This window comes from Pseudomonas sp. NPDC089401 (genome assembly GCF_044749485.1).
Lineage (GTDB): Bacteria > Pseudomonadota > Gammaproteobacteria > Pseudomonadales > Pseudomonadaceae > Aquipseudomonas.
Window position 1 is genome coordinate 38,138 of sequence record NZ_JBIVIA010000002.1, and the last position, 15,379, is coordinate 53,516.

Below are 15,379 nucleotides of genomic sequence, written 5' to 3' on the forward strand. Positions count from 1 at the left end.
TCAACGCTGCGCGGTCCCTGTGGGAGCGGGTTCACCCGCGAAGAGGCCGGCACTGACTACACCTATCCACCAAGCCCCACACCGCTGGCCCTCCCCCCTCCCAATGGCCTAGACTGCGTTATTGCGTCAGCTCTCCCAAGGCCCTTGCATGTCCGACCCCCGCTATCAGATCGACGTCAGCGTCGTGACCCGCTACCTCAAAGAACAATCCGACCCCGAAAGCAGTCGCTTCGCGTTCGCCTACACCATCACCGTGCAGAACAACGGCTCGCTCAAGGCCAAGCTGCTGTCGCGCCACTGGCTGATCACCAACGGTGACGGCGAGGTGGAAGAAGTGCGCGGTGCCGGCGTCATCGGCCAGCAACCGACCATCGAGCCGGGCGCAAGCCACACCTACAGCAGCGGCGCGGTGATCAGCACCCACGTCGGCACCATGCAGGGCAGCTACCAGATGTTCGCCGAAGACGGCAAACGCTTCGACGCCGACATCGCGCCCTTCCGCCTGGCGGTCCCGGGGTCGCTGCACTGATGGCCACCTACGCCGTCGGTGACCTGCAAGGCTGCCTGCAGCCGCTCAAGTGCCTCCTCGAGCGGGTGAAGTTCGACCCCGCGGTCGACCGCCTGTGGCTGGTCGGTGACCTGGTCAACCGCGGCCCCGAGTCGCTGGAAACCCTGCGCTACCTGTACTCGATCCGCCAGTCGCTGGTCTGCGTGCTGGGCAATCATGACCTGCACTTGCTGGCCGCCTGGCACAACGTCGAGCGCCTGAAGAAAAGCGACACCCTGCGCGAGATCATCGAAGCCCCGGATGCCGACCAGCTGTTCGACTGGCTGCGCCAGCAGAAGCTGCTGCATTACGATGAACCGCGCGGCATTGCCCTGGTGCACGCCGGCATACCGCCACAGTGGACGCTTGGCCAGGCGCTGCAACTGGCGGCGGAAGTCGAGCAGGTGCTGCGCGACGACAACCGCCTGCCGCTGTACCTGGACGGCATGTACGGCAACGAGCCGAACAAGTGGAGCAAGCGCCTGGCCGGCGTCGAGCGCCTGCGGGTGATCACCAACTGCCTCACGCGCATGCGCTTCTGCACCGCCGAAGGCAAGCTCGACCTCAAGAGCAAGGAAGGCCTGGGCACCGCACCCAAGGGCTACAAGCCCTGGTACGCACACAAGGACCGCCGCTCGCGCCATGTGAAGATCATCTTCGGCCACTGGGCCGCACTCCAGGGCAAGGTCGACGAGCCCGGCATCATCGCCCTGGACACCGGCTGCGTGTGGGGCGGCGCGATGACCCTGTACAACGTCGACAGCGGCGAATACCACCACTGCGACTGCACCGACGACGGCCATGTCCGCCCACCGGCGCAACCCACTACACTGAATCATCAATTCTGAAGGAAGGCCTTACCCATGAGCGAATTCAAGCGCATCCCCCCCGAGCAGGCCTTGGAGCTTCGCAAGAAGGAAGGTGCGGTGGTCGTCGACATTCGCGACCCGCAAGCCTATGCCGCTGGACATATCACCGGGGCGAAACACCTGGACAACCATTCGGTGGCCGACTTCATCCGCAACGCCGACCTCGATGCCCCGACCCTGGTGGTCTGCTACCACGGCAACTCCAGCCAGAGCGCGGCCGCCTACCTGGTCGGCCAAGGCTTCTCCGAGGTGTACAGCGTCGATGGCGGCTTTGAGCTGTGGCGCGCCACCTACCCGGCCGAAACCGCCCAGGGCACTGCCGAATAATTTTTTCATTTTTACTGCAGCCCGCGCCCCACGCGGGTTCGCAGCCAAGCTGACGAACGGTCGTCGGCAACTTCTCCGCCCCTCGCCCTTGACCTTGCGGATAACCAACTATTCTTAAGCGCAGGCCATCCAGAAAAAGGGGAGAGCCGGTACACCGGCGTGCGGGTCATCGGTAGCGTTACAGGGTGTTCTGGGGGGTATACAGCAATCGGCCAACCCGGTTGCATGCCAGCATCAGCTGACTGATCCGGCGTCGTCTCCACGTATCGAGCGAGGTGACGTCATGAGTATTTTTAGCCACTTCCAACAACGCTTCGAGTCCACGCGTCAGGAAGAACTTTCGCTGCAGGAGTACCTCGAGCTGTGCAAAGAGGATCGCAGCGCTTACGCCTCCGCGGCTGAACGGCTATTGCTGGCCATCGGCGAGCCGGAACTGATCGACACCTCTAGCAACTCCAGGCTGTCGCGAATCTTCTCCAACAAGGTCATCCGCCGCTATCCGGCCTTTGCCGACTTCCATGGCATGGAAGAGTGCATCGACCAGATCGTCTCGTACTTCCGCCATGCCGCCCAAGGCCTGGAAGAGAAGAAGCAGATCCTCTACCTGCTGGGCCCGGTGGGCGGCGGCAAGTCGTCGCTGGCCGAGAAGCTCAAGCAACTGATGGAAAAGGTGCCCTTCTACGCCATCAAGGGTTCACCGGTATTCGAATCGCCACTGGGCTTGTTCAACGCTACCGAAGACGGGGCCATTCTCGAGGAAGAGTACGGTATCTCGCGGCGCTACCTGAACACCATCATGTCGCCCTGGGCCACCAAGCGCCTGCAGGAGTTCGGCGGCGATATCAGCAAGTTCACGGTGGTCAAGCTGTACCCGTCGATTCTCAACCAGATCGCCATCGCCAAGACCGAACCCGGTGACGAGAACAACCAGGACATCTCGGCGCTGGTCGGCAAGGTGGATATCCGCAAGCTCGAAGAATTCCCGCAGAACGACGCCGATGCCTACAGCTACTCGGGCGCGCTGTGCCGGGCCAACCAGGGCCTGATGGAATTCGTCGAGATGTTCAAGGCGCCGATCAAGGTCCTGCACCCCTTGCTCACCGCCACCCAGGAAGGCAACTACAACAGTACCGAGGGCCTGGGGGCCATTCCCTATACCGGTATCCTGCTGGCCCACTCCAACGAATCGGAGTGGCACACCTTCCGCAACAACAAGAACAACGAAGCGTTCATCGACCGGATCTACATCGTCAAGGTGCCCTACTGCCTGCGCGTCAGCGACGAGATCAAGATCTACGACAAGCTGCTGGTCAACAGCTCGCTGGCCAAGGCCCATTGCGCGCCGGACACCCTGAAGATGCTCGCCCAGTTCACCGTGCTCTCGCGCCTCAAGGAGCCGGAAAACTCCAACATCTACTCGAAGATGCGGGTCTACGACGGCGAAAACCTCAAGGACACCGATCCAAAGGCCAAATCGATCCAGGAGTACCGCGATTCTGCAGGCGTCGACGAAGGCATGAACGGCCTGTCGACCCGCTTCGCCTTCAAGATCCTCTCCAAGGTGTTCAACTTCGACCCGCATGAAATCGCCGCCAACCCGGTGCACCTGCTGTACGTGCTGGAGCAGCAGATCGAGCAGGAACAGTTCCCGGCCGAAGTGCGCGAGCGTTACCTGCGCTACCTGAAAGAGTACCTGGCGCCGCGCTATATCGAGTTCATCGGCAAGGAAATCCAGACGGCCTACCTGGAGTCCTACAGCGAATACGGCCAGAACATCTTCGACCGTTATGTGCTGTACGCCGACTTCTGGATCCAGGACCAGGAATACCGCGACCCGGAAACCGGCGAGATCCTCAACCGAATCGCCCTCAACGAGGAGCTGGAGAAGATCGAGAAACCGGCAGGCATCAGCAATCCGAAGGACTTCCGCAACGAGATCGTCAACTTCGTGCTGCGTGCCCGTGCCAACAACAACGGCAAGAACCCCAGCTGGCTCAGCTACGAGAAGCTGCGGGTGGTGATCGAGAAGAAAATGTTCTCCAACACCGAGGACCTGCTGCCGGTCATCAGCTTCAACGCCAAGGCCAGCAAGGAGGATCAACAGAAGCACAACGACTTCGTCACGCGGATGGTGGAGCGTGGCTACACCGACAAACAGGTGCGCCTGCTGTCGGAATGGTACCTGCGGGTCAGGAAATCGCAATAAGGCATCAAGCTACACGCCGCGCGTCCAAGGCTGGCCTGTCGGCCACGGGCCGCGGCGGCTTTGCTGCCTTGTACGTGCAGCAGCTCGTAGCTTGAAGCGTGCAGCTGTTCCCAGCTACCGGAGGGACCATGAGCTACGTTATCGACCGACGCCTGAACGGCAAGAACAAGAGCACGGTCAACCGCCAGCGCTTCCTGCGGCGTTACCGTGAACACATCAAGAAGGCCGTCGAAGAGGCCGTGAGCCGCCGCTCCATCATGGACATGGAGCACGGCGAGCAGATCAGCATCCCAGGCCGGGACATCGACGAGCCGGTGCTGCACCACGGTCGTGGCGGCAAGCAGACCATCGTGCATCCGGGCAACAAGGAATTCACCGCCGGCGAACACATCCCCAGGCCCCAGGGTGGTGGGGGTGGCGGCGGCCGCGGCAAGGCCGGCAACTCCGGCGAGGGCATGGACGAATTCGTCTTCCAGATCACCCAGGAAGAGTTCCTCGAATTCATGTTCGAAGACCTCGAGCTGCCCAACCTGGTCAAGCGCCACCTGACCGGCGCCGACACCTTCAAGACCGTACGCGCCGGTATCGCCAACGAAGGCAACCCGTCGCGCATCAACATCGTCCGCACCTTGCGCTCGGCCCACGCCCGGCGCATCGCCCTGACCGGAAGCAGCCGCGCGCTGCTGCGCGAGGCACAGAAGGAGCTGGACCGGCTGAAGGTCGAGGAGCCGGACAACTTCACCGACATCCAGGACGTCGAGCAGGAAATCGAACGGCTCAAGGCACGCATCAACCGCCTGCCCTTCCTCGACACCTTCGACCTCAAGTACAACCTGCTGGTCAAGCAGCCCAACCCCAGCTCCAAGGCGGTGATGTTCTGCCTGATGGACGTGTCCGGCTCGATGACCCAGGCCACCAAGGACATCGCCAAGCGCTTCTTCATCCTCTTGTACCTGTTCCTCAAGCGCAATTACGACCGCATCGAGGTGGTGTTCATCCGCCACCACACCAGCGCCCGCGAAGTCGACGAGGAAGAATTCTTCTATTCCCGGGAGACCGGCGGCACCATCGTCTCCAGCGCCCTGAAAATGATGCAGGAGATCATGGCCGAGCGTTACCCGGCGGCCGACTGGAACATCTACGCCGCCCAGGCCTCCGACGGCGACAACTGGAACGACGACTCGCCGATCTGCCGCGAAATCCTCTCCAAGCAGATCATGCCCCACGTGCAGTACTACACTTACGTCGAGATCACCCCCCGTGAACACCAGGCGTTGTGGTACGAGTACGAGCGAATCGGCGAGGCCTTCCCCGACACATTCGCCCAGCAGCAGTTGGTATCGGCCGGCGATATCTATCCGGTCTTCCGTGAACTCTTCCAGCGCAGGTTAGCCACATGACCGCCAGAGCACAGAGACGCCAACCCATCTCCACCGGGTCCGAGTGGACGTTCGAGCTGATCCAGACCTACGACCGGGAAATCAGCCGCCTGGCCGCGCGTTACGCCCTGGACACCTACCCCAACCAGATCGAGGTGATCACCGCCGAGCAGATGATGGATGCCTATGCTTCGGTCGGCATGCCATTGGGTTACCACCACTGGTCCTACGGCAAGCAGTTCCTAAGCACCGAAAAGTCCTACAGCCGTGGCCAGATGGGCCTGGCCTACGAGATCGTCATCAACTCCGATCCGTGCATCGCCTACCTGATGGAAGAAAACACCATGTGCATGCAGGCACTGGTCATCGCCCACGCCTGCTACGGCCACAACAGCTTCTTCAAGGGCAACTACCTGTTCCGCACCTGGACCGACGCGACATCGATCATCGACTACCTGGTATTCGCCAAGCAGTACATCGCCCAGTGCGAGGAGCGCCATGGCATCGATGCCGTCGAAGACCTGATCGACTCCTGCCACGCCCTGATGAACTACGGCGTGGATCGCTACAAGCGCCCTTATCCGATCTCCGCCGAAGAAGAGCGTCGGCGCCAGAAAGACCGTGAAGAGCACCTGCAGCGGCAGATCAACGACCTGTGGCGCACCATCCCCAAAAGCGCCGAAAAAGGAGGGGAACGGGACGATGTGCGGTTCCCGTCCGAACCCCAGGAAAACATCCTCTACTTCATCGAGAAGAACGCCCCGCTGCTGGAGCCCTGGCAGCGTGAAGTGGTGCGCATCGTGCGCAAGATCGCCCAGTACTTCTACCCCCAGCGCCAGACCCAGGTGATGAACGAGGGCTGGGCGACCTTCTGGCACTACACGCTGATGAACGACCTGTACGACGAAGGCCTGATCACCGAAGGCTTCATGATGGAGTTCCTGCAGTCACACACCAGCGTGGTGTTCCAGCCCGGCTTCGACAGCCCCTACTACAGCGGCATCAACCCGTACGCGCTGGGCTTCGCCATGTACACCGACATCCGCCGCATGTGCGAAGACCCGACCGAGGAGGATCGCCGCTGGTTCCCCGACGTTGCCGGCAGCGACTGGCTCTCCACCATCAAGTTCGCCATGAGCAGCTTCAAGGACGAAAGCTTCATCCTGCAGTACCTGTCACCCAAGGTGATGCGCGACCTGAAGCTGTTCAGCATCCTCGACGACGACCAGCGCGACGACCTGCTGGTCCCGGCGATCCACGACGAGGCCGGCTACCGGATCATCCGCGAGCAACTGGCGGCCCAGTACAACCTCGGCAACCGCGAGCCCAACGTGCAGATCTGGAGCATCGACCGCCGCGGTGACCGCTCGCTGACCCTGCGCCACCAGCAGCACAACCGCAAACCGCTGGGCGACTCCACCGAGGAAGTGCTCAAGCACCTGCACCGCCTGTGGGGCTTCGACATCCACCTGGAGACCGTGCAGGGCGACCAGATCATGAAAACCCACCACATGCCACCCCGTGGCGAACATGGCGACAGCGGTGATTACGGCCGCATGGACCTCGCCGTCATCCACCACCTCTAGCCACCGCCCACCACCGTTGCCGCCGACAGGGTATCCTGTCGGCAGTAATGGAGGCTGCACATGCACATCTACAAAGTCGGCGGCGCGGTACGCGACCGCCTGCTCGGGCGCCCGGTCAGCGATATCGACTGGCTGGTGGTCGGCGCCACGGTCGAAGACATGCACGCCCAGGGCTTTCGCCCGGTGGGCGCTGATTTCCCGGTGTTCCTGCACCCGAAGACGGGCGAGGAATATGCCTTGGCGCGCACCGAGCGCAAGAGCGGACGGGGTTACGGCGGGTTCACCTTCCACGCCAGCCCCGAGGTGACACTGGAAGAAGACCTGATTCGCCGCGACCTGACCATCAATGCCATGGCCGAGGATGAACAGGGCACCGTTCACGACCCCTACAACGGCAAGAGCGATCTCGAACAGCGCATCCTGCGCCATGTTTCCCCGGCGTTCGCCGAAGACCCCCTGCGCGTGCTGCGCGTTGCCCGTTTCGCGGCGCGCTATGCCCCACTGGGTTTTCACGTCGCCGAGGAAACACTGGCACTGATGCGCCAGATCGCCGAATCCGGCGAATTGCAGGCGCTGACGGCAGAACGCAGCTGGAAAGAGATCGAGCGGGCGCTGATGGAAAGCGAGCCGCAGGTGTTCATCCAGGTGCTTCGCTCATCTGGAGCCCTGCAGGAATTGATGCCGGAGCTGCAACACGCAGCGGATTCGCTGGCGGCGCTGCACCAGGCTGCCGTGCATCAGCAGCCGCTGGCAGTGCGCTGGGCGTGCCTGCTGCGCGGGCTGGAGCCGGTGGCGATAAAGGCGCTGAACCAGCGTTTCAAGGCACCGCGTGAATGCCAGGAACTGGCCGTGCTGGTGGGGGAGTTTGCCGCAGATGCTGACGATGCCTTGCAGCTAACGCCTGTGAAACTGCTGGAAATACTGCAGAAATTCGATGTCTATCGGCGGCCGCAACGCTTCGAGGATTTCATTGCGGCGTGTGCGATGGCCCAGGGTGATGCCAGTTATCCACAAGCCGACTATCTGCGCGGGGCAGCGGCCGCGGCGCGAGCGGTGGATGTGAAACCGCTGGTGGATGCCGGGCTGACCGGTCAGGCTCTAGGCGAAGCCCTCAAGGGGGAACGGTTGAAAGCGCTCCAGGCTTACAAGCTTGGCTGACTCTGCTGGCCTCTTCGCGGCTAAAGCCGCTCCCACAGGGGCCGCATGATGGCGAGGTCCCTGTGGGAGCGGCTTCAGCCGCGAAAGGGCCGGCACAGGCTCACATCTGGGTCAGCTGCAAGCCTCGCCACTCGAAGGCGACCGGTGCCAGCACCTGGTCGATCTGCGCCTCCTGCCACAACTGCGCCATGCTCTTCTGCGCCCCGGGGTGAACCAGCTCCGGTGCCAGTAGCGACAAAGGCCACAGCACGAAGGCATTCTTCAGGATCTCCGCCCGTGGCAGCACCAGCCCATCGAAGGTGCCATGCAGGTCGTCATACATCAGCACATCGATATCCAGCGGCAAACCCTTGCGGTCCGGCGCGTAGCGGCCATTGTCGGCCTCGATGAACTTGAGCCTGCGGTCCAGCTCGATCAGCGGCAGGTCGGTCTTGCCGGTCACCACGAAGTTGATGAACGGCCCGCTCTTGATCCCCACCGCCTGGCTCTCGAACGCTGGCGAGCAACGCATGTCCGAGAGCATCGCCGCCAGCGCATCGAGCCCGGCACACAGGTGCTGGTGGCGGTCGATGTTGCTGCCAAGGCCCAGGTAAACCGTGCTCAGAGACATCCGCGCTCGATCTCCACGCCAACGCCACCACGGGCCGCCGGCACCGCGCCTGGCTTGGTCAGTTTCAGCCGCACCCAAGGGATGTGGAATTCTTCCATCAGCACCGCGACCAGGCGCTCGGCAAAGGTCTCCACCAGCTCGAAACGCGCCTGCTCGGCAAAGGCCTGGACCCGTGCCGAGACGCTGGCGTAATCCAGCGCCAGTTCGAGGTCGTCACCGGCCGCCGCCGGGCGGTTGTCCCAGGCGAAACTCAAGTCCAGGCGCAGGCACTGGCGAATATCCCGTTCCCAGTCATAGGCACCGATCACGGTATCGACTTCCAGGCCTTCGATGAACACTCTGTCCAAGCACTTCTCTCCACAGCACGACAAGGGCGACGGGCGCCGTTAGAATCAGGGCGTCCTCGCCCGGAATAGTTAGCATGTTTTGGTTATTGGCGCTGCTCGCCTACCTGCTCGGCTCGCTGTCCTTCGCCATCGTCCTCAGCCGCCTTTCGGGCAGCCCGGACCCGCGTTCCAGCGGTTCGGGCAACGCCGGCGCCACCAACATGCTACGCCTGGCGGGCCGTAAACTAGCGATCCTGACCCTGCTCGGCGACCTGTGCAAGGGCTTGTTGCCTGTCCTGCTGGCCAGCGCCGCCGGCCTTGGCCTGCGGGACCAGGCCTGGGTCGGCGTCTGTGCGGTGCTCGGCCATCTGTTTCCGCTGTACTTCCGCTTCCAGGGCGGCAAGGGCGTCGCCACCGCCGCCGGCATGCTCATGGGCCTGTACTTCCCGGCTGCACTGCTGGCCATCGGCGCCTGGTTATTGACCTTCTACCTCACCCGCACCAGCTCGCTGGCGGCCCTGATCGCCACGCCGCTGACCCTGCCACTGCTGGCCTGGCGCGAGCCGGAGGCGCTGCTGCCGATCGCCGTACTGACGCTGATGATCGTCTGGCGCCACCGCAACAACCTGCGTGACTTGTTCGCCGGGCGCGAAAGGCACTTCTGACACACCCATCAACCGATCACAGCGGCGGCAGCTGCTCCATCGGCCAGCGCGCCTGCACACTGATCGCCAGGTCCTGCTGCTGCCCGGCCAACAGGCGCTGGCAACCGGCATAGGCGATCATCGCGCCGTTGTCGGTGCAGAACTGCGGACGGGCGTAATACACGTTGCCCTTGATACTGGCCAGCATGTCTTCCAGCGACGCACGCAGCGCCTTGTTGGCGCTCACGCCACCGGCGATGACCAGGCGCTTGAGGCCGGTCTGCTTGAGGGCACGCTTGCACTTGATGGTCAGAGTCTCCACCACCGCCTGCTGGAACGCCAGGGACAGGTCGCAACGGGTTTGCTCGCTGTCGTCACCAGCCTGCTTGCACTGCTGCCAGGTGTTCAGGGCAAAGGTCTTGAGGCCGCTGAAGCTGAACTCCAGGCCCGGACGATCGGTCATCGGCCGCGGGAACACGAAGCGCCCCGGCACACCCTGTTCGGCGAGGCGGGCGATTTCCGGCCCGCCCGGGTAATTCAGGCCGATCAGCTTGGCGGTCTTGTCGAACGCCTCGCCGGCCGCATCGTCCAGGCTCTCGCCCAGCAGCTCGTACTGGCCGATGCCATCGACCTTGACCAGCTGGGTGTGGCCGCCGGAGACCAACAAGGCGACGAACGGAAACTCCGGTGGATTTTCCTCCAGCATCGGCGCCAGCAGGTGGCCTTCCATGTGGTGCACGCCGACCGCCGGGATGTCCCAGGCGAACGCCAGGGCCTGGGCGCATGAAGCGCCCACCAGCAGCGCGCCGACCAGGCCAGGGCCCGCGGTGTAGGCGATGGCGTCGATCTCGGTGGCGACGCAGCCGGCCTCGGCCAGCACCTGACGGATCAGCGGCAGCATGCGCTTGACGTGGTCCCGCGAGGCAAGCTCGGGCACCACCCCACCGAACACGCGGTGCAGGTCGATCTGACTGAACAGCGCGTCGGCTAACAAACCGCGCTCACTGTCGTATAATGCGACGCCGGTTTCGTCGCAGGATGTTTCCAATCCCAGTACTAGCATGGGCTCGTCCCTTGTGGGGGCTGAATTCGAAGCCGCGCATGATAGTCCCCGTGCCGGGTGCCGACCAGCGGTTTTCGATCAGAGGCTTTGCATTCCGGCGTACTAAGGGTTAACATCCGCAACCCTTGAAAACCGACGTTCTCCAGCACACCTTTTGTTTTGCCAGGAGCACGTCTACCCCGGTAATGAATTAAGGTAGCCCTGGATGCCAGCCGTCAAAGTTAAAGAGAACGAACCCTTCGACGTCGCTCTGCGTCGTTTCAAGCGCTCCTGCGAAAAAGCCGGTGTACTGGCTGAAGTTCGTAGCCGCGAGTTTTACGAGAAGCCGACCGCCGAGCGCAAGCGCAAAGCAGCTGCCGCTGTCAAGCGTCACGCCAAGAAAGTTCAGCGCGAACAGCGCCGCGCCGTTCGCCTGTACTAATACAGACGTTCGACGCACAAGAGCTTCTGCCCTGCCCGGCTCACCGCCGGGCCGATGGCAGCAGCGTGCTTCAAGCCTTGAGCAGCTAGCCCAAGGTGCCCGTCGCAACCTGCAGTGGGCAAATGCATCAAAGCGTCAGAGCTGGCTCCGGCCAGGCGTGCACGTCCTGACTGACGGGCCCTTGCGGCTACCGACGAGCACATATTCCCTCGCACCTCTCCTATTCGGCATTCGCCCCTCTGCGGCGCGTTAGCGATTAGACTTGCCAGTTGCCAGATGACGAGACTGCCATGGCCGGGCTGATTCCCCAAAGCTTCATCGACGACCTGATCAACCGCCTCGACATCGTCGACGTGGTGAGTTCACGTGTCCAGCTGAAAAAGACCGGCAAGAACTACTCCGCCTGCTGCCCGTTCCACAAGGAGAAAACCCCCTCCTTCACGGTCAGCCCCGACAAGCAGTTCTACTACTGCTTCGGCTGCGGCGCCGGCGGCAACGCCCTCGGCTTCGTCATGGACCACGACAACCTGGACTTCCCCCAGGCCGTCGAGGAACTGGCCCGTGCCGCCGGCATGGAAGTCCCCCGCGAACAAGGCCGTCGTGACCACAAGCCACGCCAGCCGACCGATTCGCCGCTGTACCCGCTGCTGGACGCCGCTTCGGAGTTCTATCGCCAGGCCCTGCGCGGACACCCGACCCGCAAGGCCGCGGTGGACTACCTCAAGGGCCGCGGCCTGTCGGGCGAGATCGCCCGCGACTTCGGCCTGGGCTTCGCCCCGCCGGGCTGGGACAACCTGCTCAAGCACCTGGGCGCCGACACCCTGCAGCAGAAGGTGATGATCGATGCCGGCCTGCTGATCGAGAACGCCGAGAGCGGCAAACGCTACGACCGCTTCCGCGACCGCGTGATGTTCCCGATCCGCGACAGCCGCGGACGCATCATCGCCTTCGGCGGCCGGGTGCTCGGCGACGACAAGCCCAAGTACCTGAACTCCCCGGAAACCCCGGTATTCCACAAGGGCCAGGAACTCTACGGCCTGTACGAAGCGCGCAAGCACAACCGCAACCTCGACGAGATCATCGTCGTCGAAGGCTACATGGACGTCATCGCCCTGGCCCAGCAAGGCTTGCGCAACGCCGTGGCGACCCTCGGCACCGCCACCAGCGAAGAACATCTCAAGCGCCTGTTCCGCGTGGTGCCCAGCGTGCTGTTCTGCTTCGACGGCGACCAGGCCGGGCGCAAGGCCGCGTGGCGTGCGCTGGAGTCGACCTTGTCGGCCCTGCAGGACGGGCGCCGCGCGCGCTTCCTGTTCCTGCCCGAAGGCGAAGACCCCGACAGCCTGGTCCGCGCCGAAGGTACCGATGCCTTCAAGGCCCGCATCAACCAGCACGCCCAGCCGCTGGCCGACTATTTCTTCGAGCAGTTGAGCGCCGAAGCCGACCCGCGCTCGCTGGAAGGCAAGGCGCACATGGCGACCCTGGCCGCACCGTTGATCGAAAAGATCCCCGGCGCCAACCTGCGCCAGCTGATGCGCAACCGCCTGAAGGAGATCACCGGCCTCGACCCGCAGCAGGTCGAGCAGCTCGCCCAGCAGGCTCCAGCGCCCAGCAGCGTGCCGGACTACGACCCTGGCTACGACTACGATGCCATGGCCAGCTACACCCCCGACTACGGCGACATGCCGCAGCCCGACTATGCCCCGGCTCACCAGGAACCGGAGTGGAAACCGAACAAGGGTGGCGGGAAAAAGCCATGGAGCGACAAGCCCTGGGACAAGAACCGCAAGGGAGGCAAGCCCTGGCAGCAGCGCGATGAAGCCCCGCCCAGGGTGCCAGCACCGGTCGAGCCCCCCACCCTGGCCGCCCTGCGCACCCTGCTGCACCACCCGCTGCTGGCGGGCAAGGTCGAGGACGCCAGCCACTTCGCCGACGAAGAACACCTGTACAGCCAGTTGCTGGTGGCGTTGATCGAAGCCGCGCAGAAAAATCCTGGGCTAAGCTCAATGCAGTTGATCGCGCGCTGGCACGGCACCGAACAGGGCCGCCTGCTGCGGGCCCTGGCGGAAAAGGAATGGCTGATCGTGGCCGACAACCTTGAACAACAGTTTTTCGACACTATAACTAGCTTGTCCGCCCGCCAACGCGAGCGCAGCCTGGAACAACTGCTCAGGAAATCACGTCAAAGCGAATTGACCAGCGAGGAAAAAACCCAGCTCCTCGCCCTGCTGAGCCGGAATGTTCCCGCACAAACGCCGACCTCATCTGGCGCGTGAGGCCCATGCTCGGGTATAATCCTCGGCTTGTTTTTTGCCCGCCAAGACCTTCAGTGGATAGGGTGTTATGTCCGGAAAAGCGCAACAGCAGTCTCGTATCAAAGAGTTGATCACCCGCGGTCGTGAGCAGGGCTACCTGACTTACGCGGAGGTCAACGACCACCTGCCTGAGGATATTTCAGATCCGGAACAGGTGGAAGACATCATCCGCATGATCAACGACATGGGGATCAACGTATTCGAGAGTGCTCCGGATGCGGATGCCCTTCTGTTGGCGGAAGCCGACACCGACGAAGCCGCGGCCGAAGAAGCCGCTGCTGCGTTGGCGGCCGTTGAAACCGATATCGGCCGCACGACCGACCCGGTGCGCATGTACATGCGCGAAATGGGTACCGTCGAGTTGCTGACCCGCGAAGGCGAGATCGAAATCGCCAAGCGCATCGAGGAAGGCATCCGCGAAGTCATGGGCGCCATCGCCCACTTCCCGGGCACTGTCGACTATATCCTCGGCGAATACGACCGCGTCACCGCCGAAGGCGGCCGCCTGTCCGATGTCCTCAGCGGTTACATCGACCCTGACGACAACATTGCCGCGCCGACCGATGAAGTGCCGGTTCCAGGCGCCAAGGCCCCTGCGGCCAAGGAAGAGTCGGACGACGAAGACGAAGAAAGCGAAGGCGGTGATGACGAGGAAGAGACCGAAAGCGGTCCCGATCCCGTCATCGCGGCCCAGCGTTTCGGTGCCGTTGCCGATCAACTCCAGGCCACCAACAAGGTCCTGAAGAAGAGCGGCCGTGGCGTCAAGGAAAGCATCGAGGCCCTGCAGGCCCTGGCTGACCTGTTCATGCCGATCAAGCTGGTACCCAAGCAGTTCGACGTGCTGGTCGAGCGCGTGCGCGATGCCCTGAGCCGCCTGCGCCAGCAAGAGCGTGCGATCATGCAGCTGTGCGTGCGTGACGCCCGCATGCCGCGTGCCGACTTCCTGCGCCTGTTCCCGAGCAACGAGACCGACCAGACCTGGTCCGGTGACCTGGCCAAGCGCAGCACCAAATGGGCAGCCGCCCTGGGTGAAAAGGACGCCGCCATCGTCGCCTGCCAGCAGAAGCTGATCGACCTCGAGATCGAGACCGGCCTGACCGTCGCCGAGATCAAGGAAGTCAACCGTCGCATGTCCATCGGCGAGGCGAAAGCCCGTCGCGCCAAGAAGGAAATGGTCGAGGCGAACCTGCGTCTGGTGATTTCGATCGCCAAGAAGTACACCAACCGCGGCCTGCAGTTCCTCGACCTGATCCAGGAAGGCAACATCGGCCTGATGAAGGCGGTGGACAAGTTCGAATACCGTCGCGGCTACAAGTTCTCGACCTACGCCACCTGGTGGATCCGCCAGGCGATCACCCGCTCGATCGCCGACCAGGCGCGCACCATCCGTATTCCGGTGCACATGATCGAGACGATCAACAAGCTCAACCGTATTTCCCGCCAGATGTTGCAGGAAATGGGTCGTGAACCGACCCCGGAAGAGCTGGGTGAGCGCATGGAGATGCCTGAGGACAAGATCCGCAAGGTACTGAAGATCGCCAAAGAGCCGATCTCCATGGAAACCCCGATCGGTGACGACGAAGATTCGCACCTGGGCGATTTCATCGAGGACTCGACCATGCAGTCCCCGATCGACGTGGCCACGGTCGAAAGCCTCAAGGAAGCCACCCGTGACGTGCTCTCGGGCCTCACCGCACGCGAAGCCAAGGTGCTGCGCATGCGTTTCGGCATCGACATGAACACCGACCACACCCTCGAAGAGGTGGGCAAGCAGTTCGACGTGACCCGTGAGCGGATCCGTCAGATCGAAGCGAAGGCGTTGCGCAAATTGCGCCACCCGACTCGCAGCGAGCATCTGCGCTCCTTCCTCGACGAGTGATGACGAACCCCGGCCCAGGCCGGGGTTTTTCTTATGTGACAAATGGCTAGGG

The 15,379-nt window shown here is 63.0% G+C and carries 14 protein-coding genes; 11 read left to right on the plus strand and 3 right to left on the minus strand.

Features of this window, described 5'->3' with window-relative positions:
* Positions 1–148: 148 nt before the first annotated feature.
* From apaG to ACIP21_RS04390, 7 genes are all read left to right on the plus strand, one after another.
* Positions 149–529, plus strand: a complete 381-nt coding sequence (apaG, locus tag ACIP21_RS04360; protein WP_400684387.1) for a Co2+/Mg2+ efflux protein ApaG — start codon at positions 149–151, stop codon at positions 527–529.
* A complete protein-coding gene (locus tag ACIP21_RS04365; RefSeq protein WP_400684389.1) occupies positions 529–1,395 on the plus strand; it encodes a symmetrical bis(5'-nucleosyl)-tetraphosphatase in 867 nt (288 codons plus the stop codon). Before apaG ends, ACIP21_RS04365 begins: the two co-directional genes overlap by 1 nt.
* Before the next feature lie 15 nt (positions 1,396–1,410).
* Positions 1,411–1,743: a thiosulfate sulfurtransferase GlpE gene (gene glpE / locus ACIP21_RS04370; RefSeq protein ID WP_400684391.1), complete on the plus strand. Its 333-nt coding sequence runs from the start codon at positions 1,411–1,413 to the stop codon at positions 1,741–1,743.
* A gap of 283 nt (positions 1,744–2,026) precedes the next feature.
* On the plus strand, positions 2,027–3,949 hold the full coding sequence (locus ACIP21_RS04375; RefSeq protein ID WP_400684394.1) for a PrkA family serine protein kinase: 1,923 nt from the start codon (positions 2,027–2,029) through the stop codon (positions 3,947–3,949).
* A 128-nt stretch (positions 3,950–4,077) separates the two neighbouring features.
* Positions 4,078–5,349: a YeaH/YhbH family protein gene (locus ACIP21_RS04380; RefSeq protein ID WP_400684397.1), complete on the plus strand. Its 1,272-nt coding sequence runs from the start codon at positions 4,078–4,080 to the stop codon at positions 5,347–5,349.
* Positions 5,346–6,914, plus strand: coding sequence for a SpoVR family protein (locus ACIP21_RS04385; protein ID WP_400684400.1), 1,569 nt, complete (start codon positions 5,346–5,348; stop codon positions 6,912–6,914). The genes ACIP21_RS04380 and ACIP21_RS04385 overlap by 4 nt, the downstream gene beginning before the upstream one ends.
* A gap of 60 nt (positions 6,915–6,974) precedes the next feature.
* Positions 6,975–8,072 carry a multifunctional CCA addition/repair protein gene (locus ACIP21_RS04390; RefSeq protein WP_400684403.1) on the plus strand — a complete coding sequence of 366 codons (1,098 nt, stop codon included), beginning with the start codon at positions 6,975–6,977 and terminating at the stop codon, positions 8,070–8,072.
* A 100-nt stretch (positions 8,073–8,172) separates the two neighbouring features.
* Here the strand turns inward: ACIP21_RS04390 and folK are convergent, their stop codons facing one another.
* Entirely contained in the window at positions 8,173–8,682 is a 510-nt protein-coding gene (gene folK / locus ACIP21_RS04395; protein WP_400684405.1) for a 2-amino-4-hydroxy-6-hydroxymethyldihydropteridine diphosphokinase, read from the minus strand.
* Positions 8,673–9,029, minus strand: a complete 357-nt coding sequence (gene folB / locus ACIP21_RS04400) for a dihydroneopterin aldolase (protein ID WP_400684408.1) — start codon at positions 9,027–9,029, stop codon at positions 8,673–8,675. Before folB ends, folK begins: the two co-directional genes overlap by 10 nt.
* A gap of 74 nt (positions 9,030–9,103) precedes the next feature.
* Here folB and plsY point away from each other — a divergent pair, with 74 nt between their 5' ends.
* The gene (gene plsY / locus ACIP21_RS04405) at positions 9,104–9,673 is read left to right on the plus strand and encodes a glycerol-3-phosphate 1-O-acyltransferase PlsY (protein WP_400684411.1); all 570 of its coding nucleotides are present in this window, start codon (positions 9,104–9,106) and stop codon (positions 9,671–9,673) included.
* Between the two features lie 16 nt (positions 9,674–9,689).
* On the opposite strand, the gene tsaD is transcribed toward plsY, so the two are convergent.
* Entirely contained in the window at positions 9,690–10,715 is a 1,026-nt protein-coding gene (gene tsaD / locus ACIP21_RS04410; protein ID WP_400684414.1) for a tRNA (adenosine(37)-N6)-threonylcarbamoyltransferase complex transferase subunit TsaD, read from the minus strand.
* Positions 10,716–10,920: 205 nt separating this feature from the next.
* Between tsaD and rpsU the strand changes: the two genes are divergently transcribed.
* From rpsU to rpoD, 3 genes are all read left to right on the plus strand, one after another.
* Positions 10,921–11,136: a 30S ribosomal protein S21 gene (gene rpsU, locus ACIP21_RS04415; RefSeq protein WP_003255575.1), complete on the plus strand. Its 216-nt coding sequence runs from the start codon at positions 10,921–10,923 to the stop codon at positions 11,134–11,136.
* Positions 11,137–11,426: 290 nt separating this feature from the next.
* Positions 11,427–13,409, plus strand: coding sequence for a DNA primase (gene dnaG, locus ACIP21_RS04420; RefSeq protein WP_400684417.1), 1,983 nt, complete (start codon positions 11,427–11,429; stop codon positions 13,407–13,409).
* 67 nt (positions 13,410–13,476) lie between these two features.
* A complete protein-coding gene (rpoD, locus tag ACIP21_RS04425) occupies positions 13,477–15,327 on the plus strand; it encodes an RNA polymerase sigma factor RpoD (protein ID WP_400684419.1) in 1,851 nt (616 codons plus the stop codon).
* Positions 15,328–15,379 lie beyond the last annotated feature (52 nt).

Excerpts from the sequence above, each read along its gene's own strand:
- folK (WP_400684405.1), bottom strand. The coding sequence starts at position 8,682 with ATGTCTCTGAGCACGGTTTACCTGGGCCTTGGCAGCAACATCGACCGC.
- ACIP21_RS04365 (WP_400684389.1), top strand. The coding sequence starts at position 529 with ATGGCCACCTACGCCGTCGGTGACCTGCAAGGCTGCCTGCAGCCGCTC.
- ACIP21_RS04380 (WP_400684397.1), top strand. The coding sequence starts at position 4,078 with ATGAGCTACGTTATCGACCGACGCCTGAACGGCAAGAACAAGAGCACG.
- tsaD (WP_400684414.1), bottom strand. The coding sequence starts at position 10,715 with ATGCTAGTACTGGGATTGGAAACATCCTGCGACGAAACCGGCGTCGCA.
- apaG (WP_400684387.1), top strand. The coding sequence starts at position 149 with ATGTCCGACCCCCGCTATCAGATCGACGTCAGCGTCGTGACCCGCTAC.
- rpsU (WP_003255575.1), top strand. The coding sequence starts at position 10,921 with ATGCCAGCCGTCAAAGTTAAAGAGAACGAACCCTTCGACGTCGCTCTG.
- ACIP21_RS04390 (WP_400684403.1), top strand. The coding sequence starts at position 6,975 with ATGCACATCTACAAAGTCGGCGGCGCGGTACGCGACCGCCTGCTCGGG.
- glpE (WP_400684391.1), top strand. The coding sequence starts at position 1,411 with ATGAGCGAATTCAAGCGCATCCCCCCCGAGCAGGCCTTGGAGCTTCGC.
- rpoD (WP_400684419.1), top strand. The coding sequence starts at position 13,477 with ATGTCCGGAAAAGCGCAACAGCAGTCTCGTATCAAAGAGTTGATCACC.
- ACIP21_RS04385 (WP_400684400.1), top strand. The coding sequence starts at position 5,346 with ATGACCGCCAGAGCACAGAGACGCCAACCCATCTCCACCGGGTCCGAG.
- plsY (WP_400684411.1), top strand. The coding sequence starts at position 9,104 with ATGTTTTGGTTATTGGCGCTGCTCGCCTACCTGCTCGGCTCGCTGTCC.
- ACIP21_RS04375 (WP_400684394.1), top strand. The coding sequence starts at position 2,027 with ATGAGTATTTTTAGCCACTTCCAACAACGCTTCGAGTCCACGCGTCAG.
- dnaG (WP_400684417.1), top strand. The coding sequence starts at position 11,427 with ATGGCCGGGCTGATTCCCCAAAGCTTCATCGACGACCTGATCAACCGC.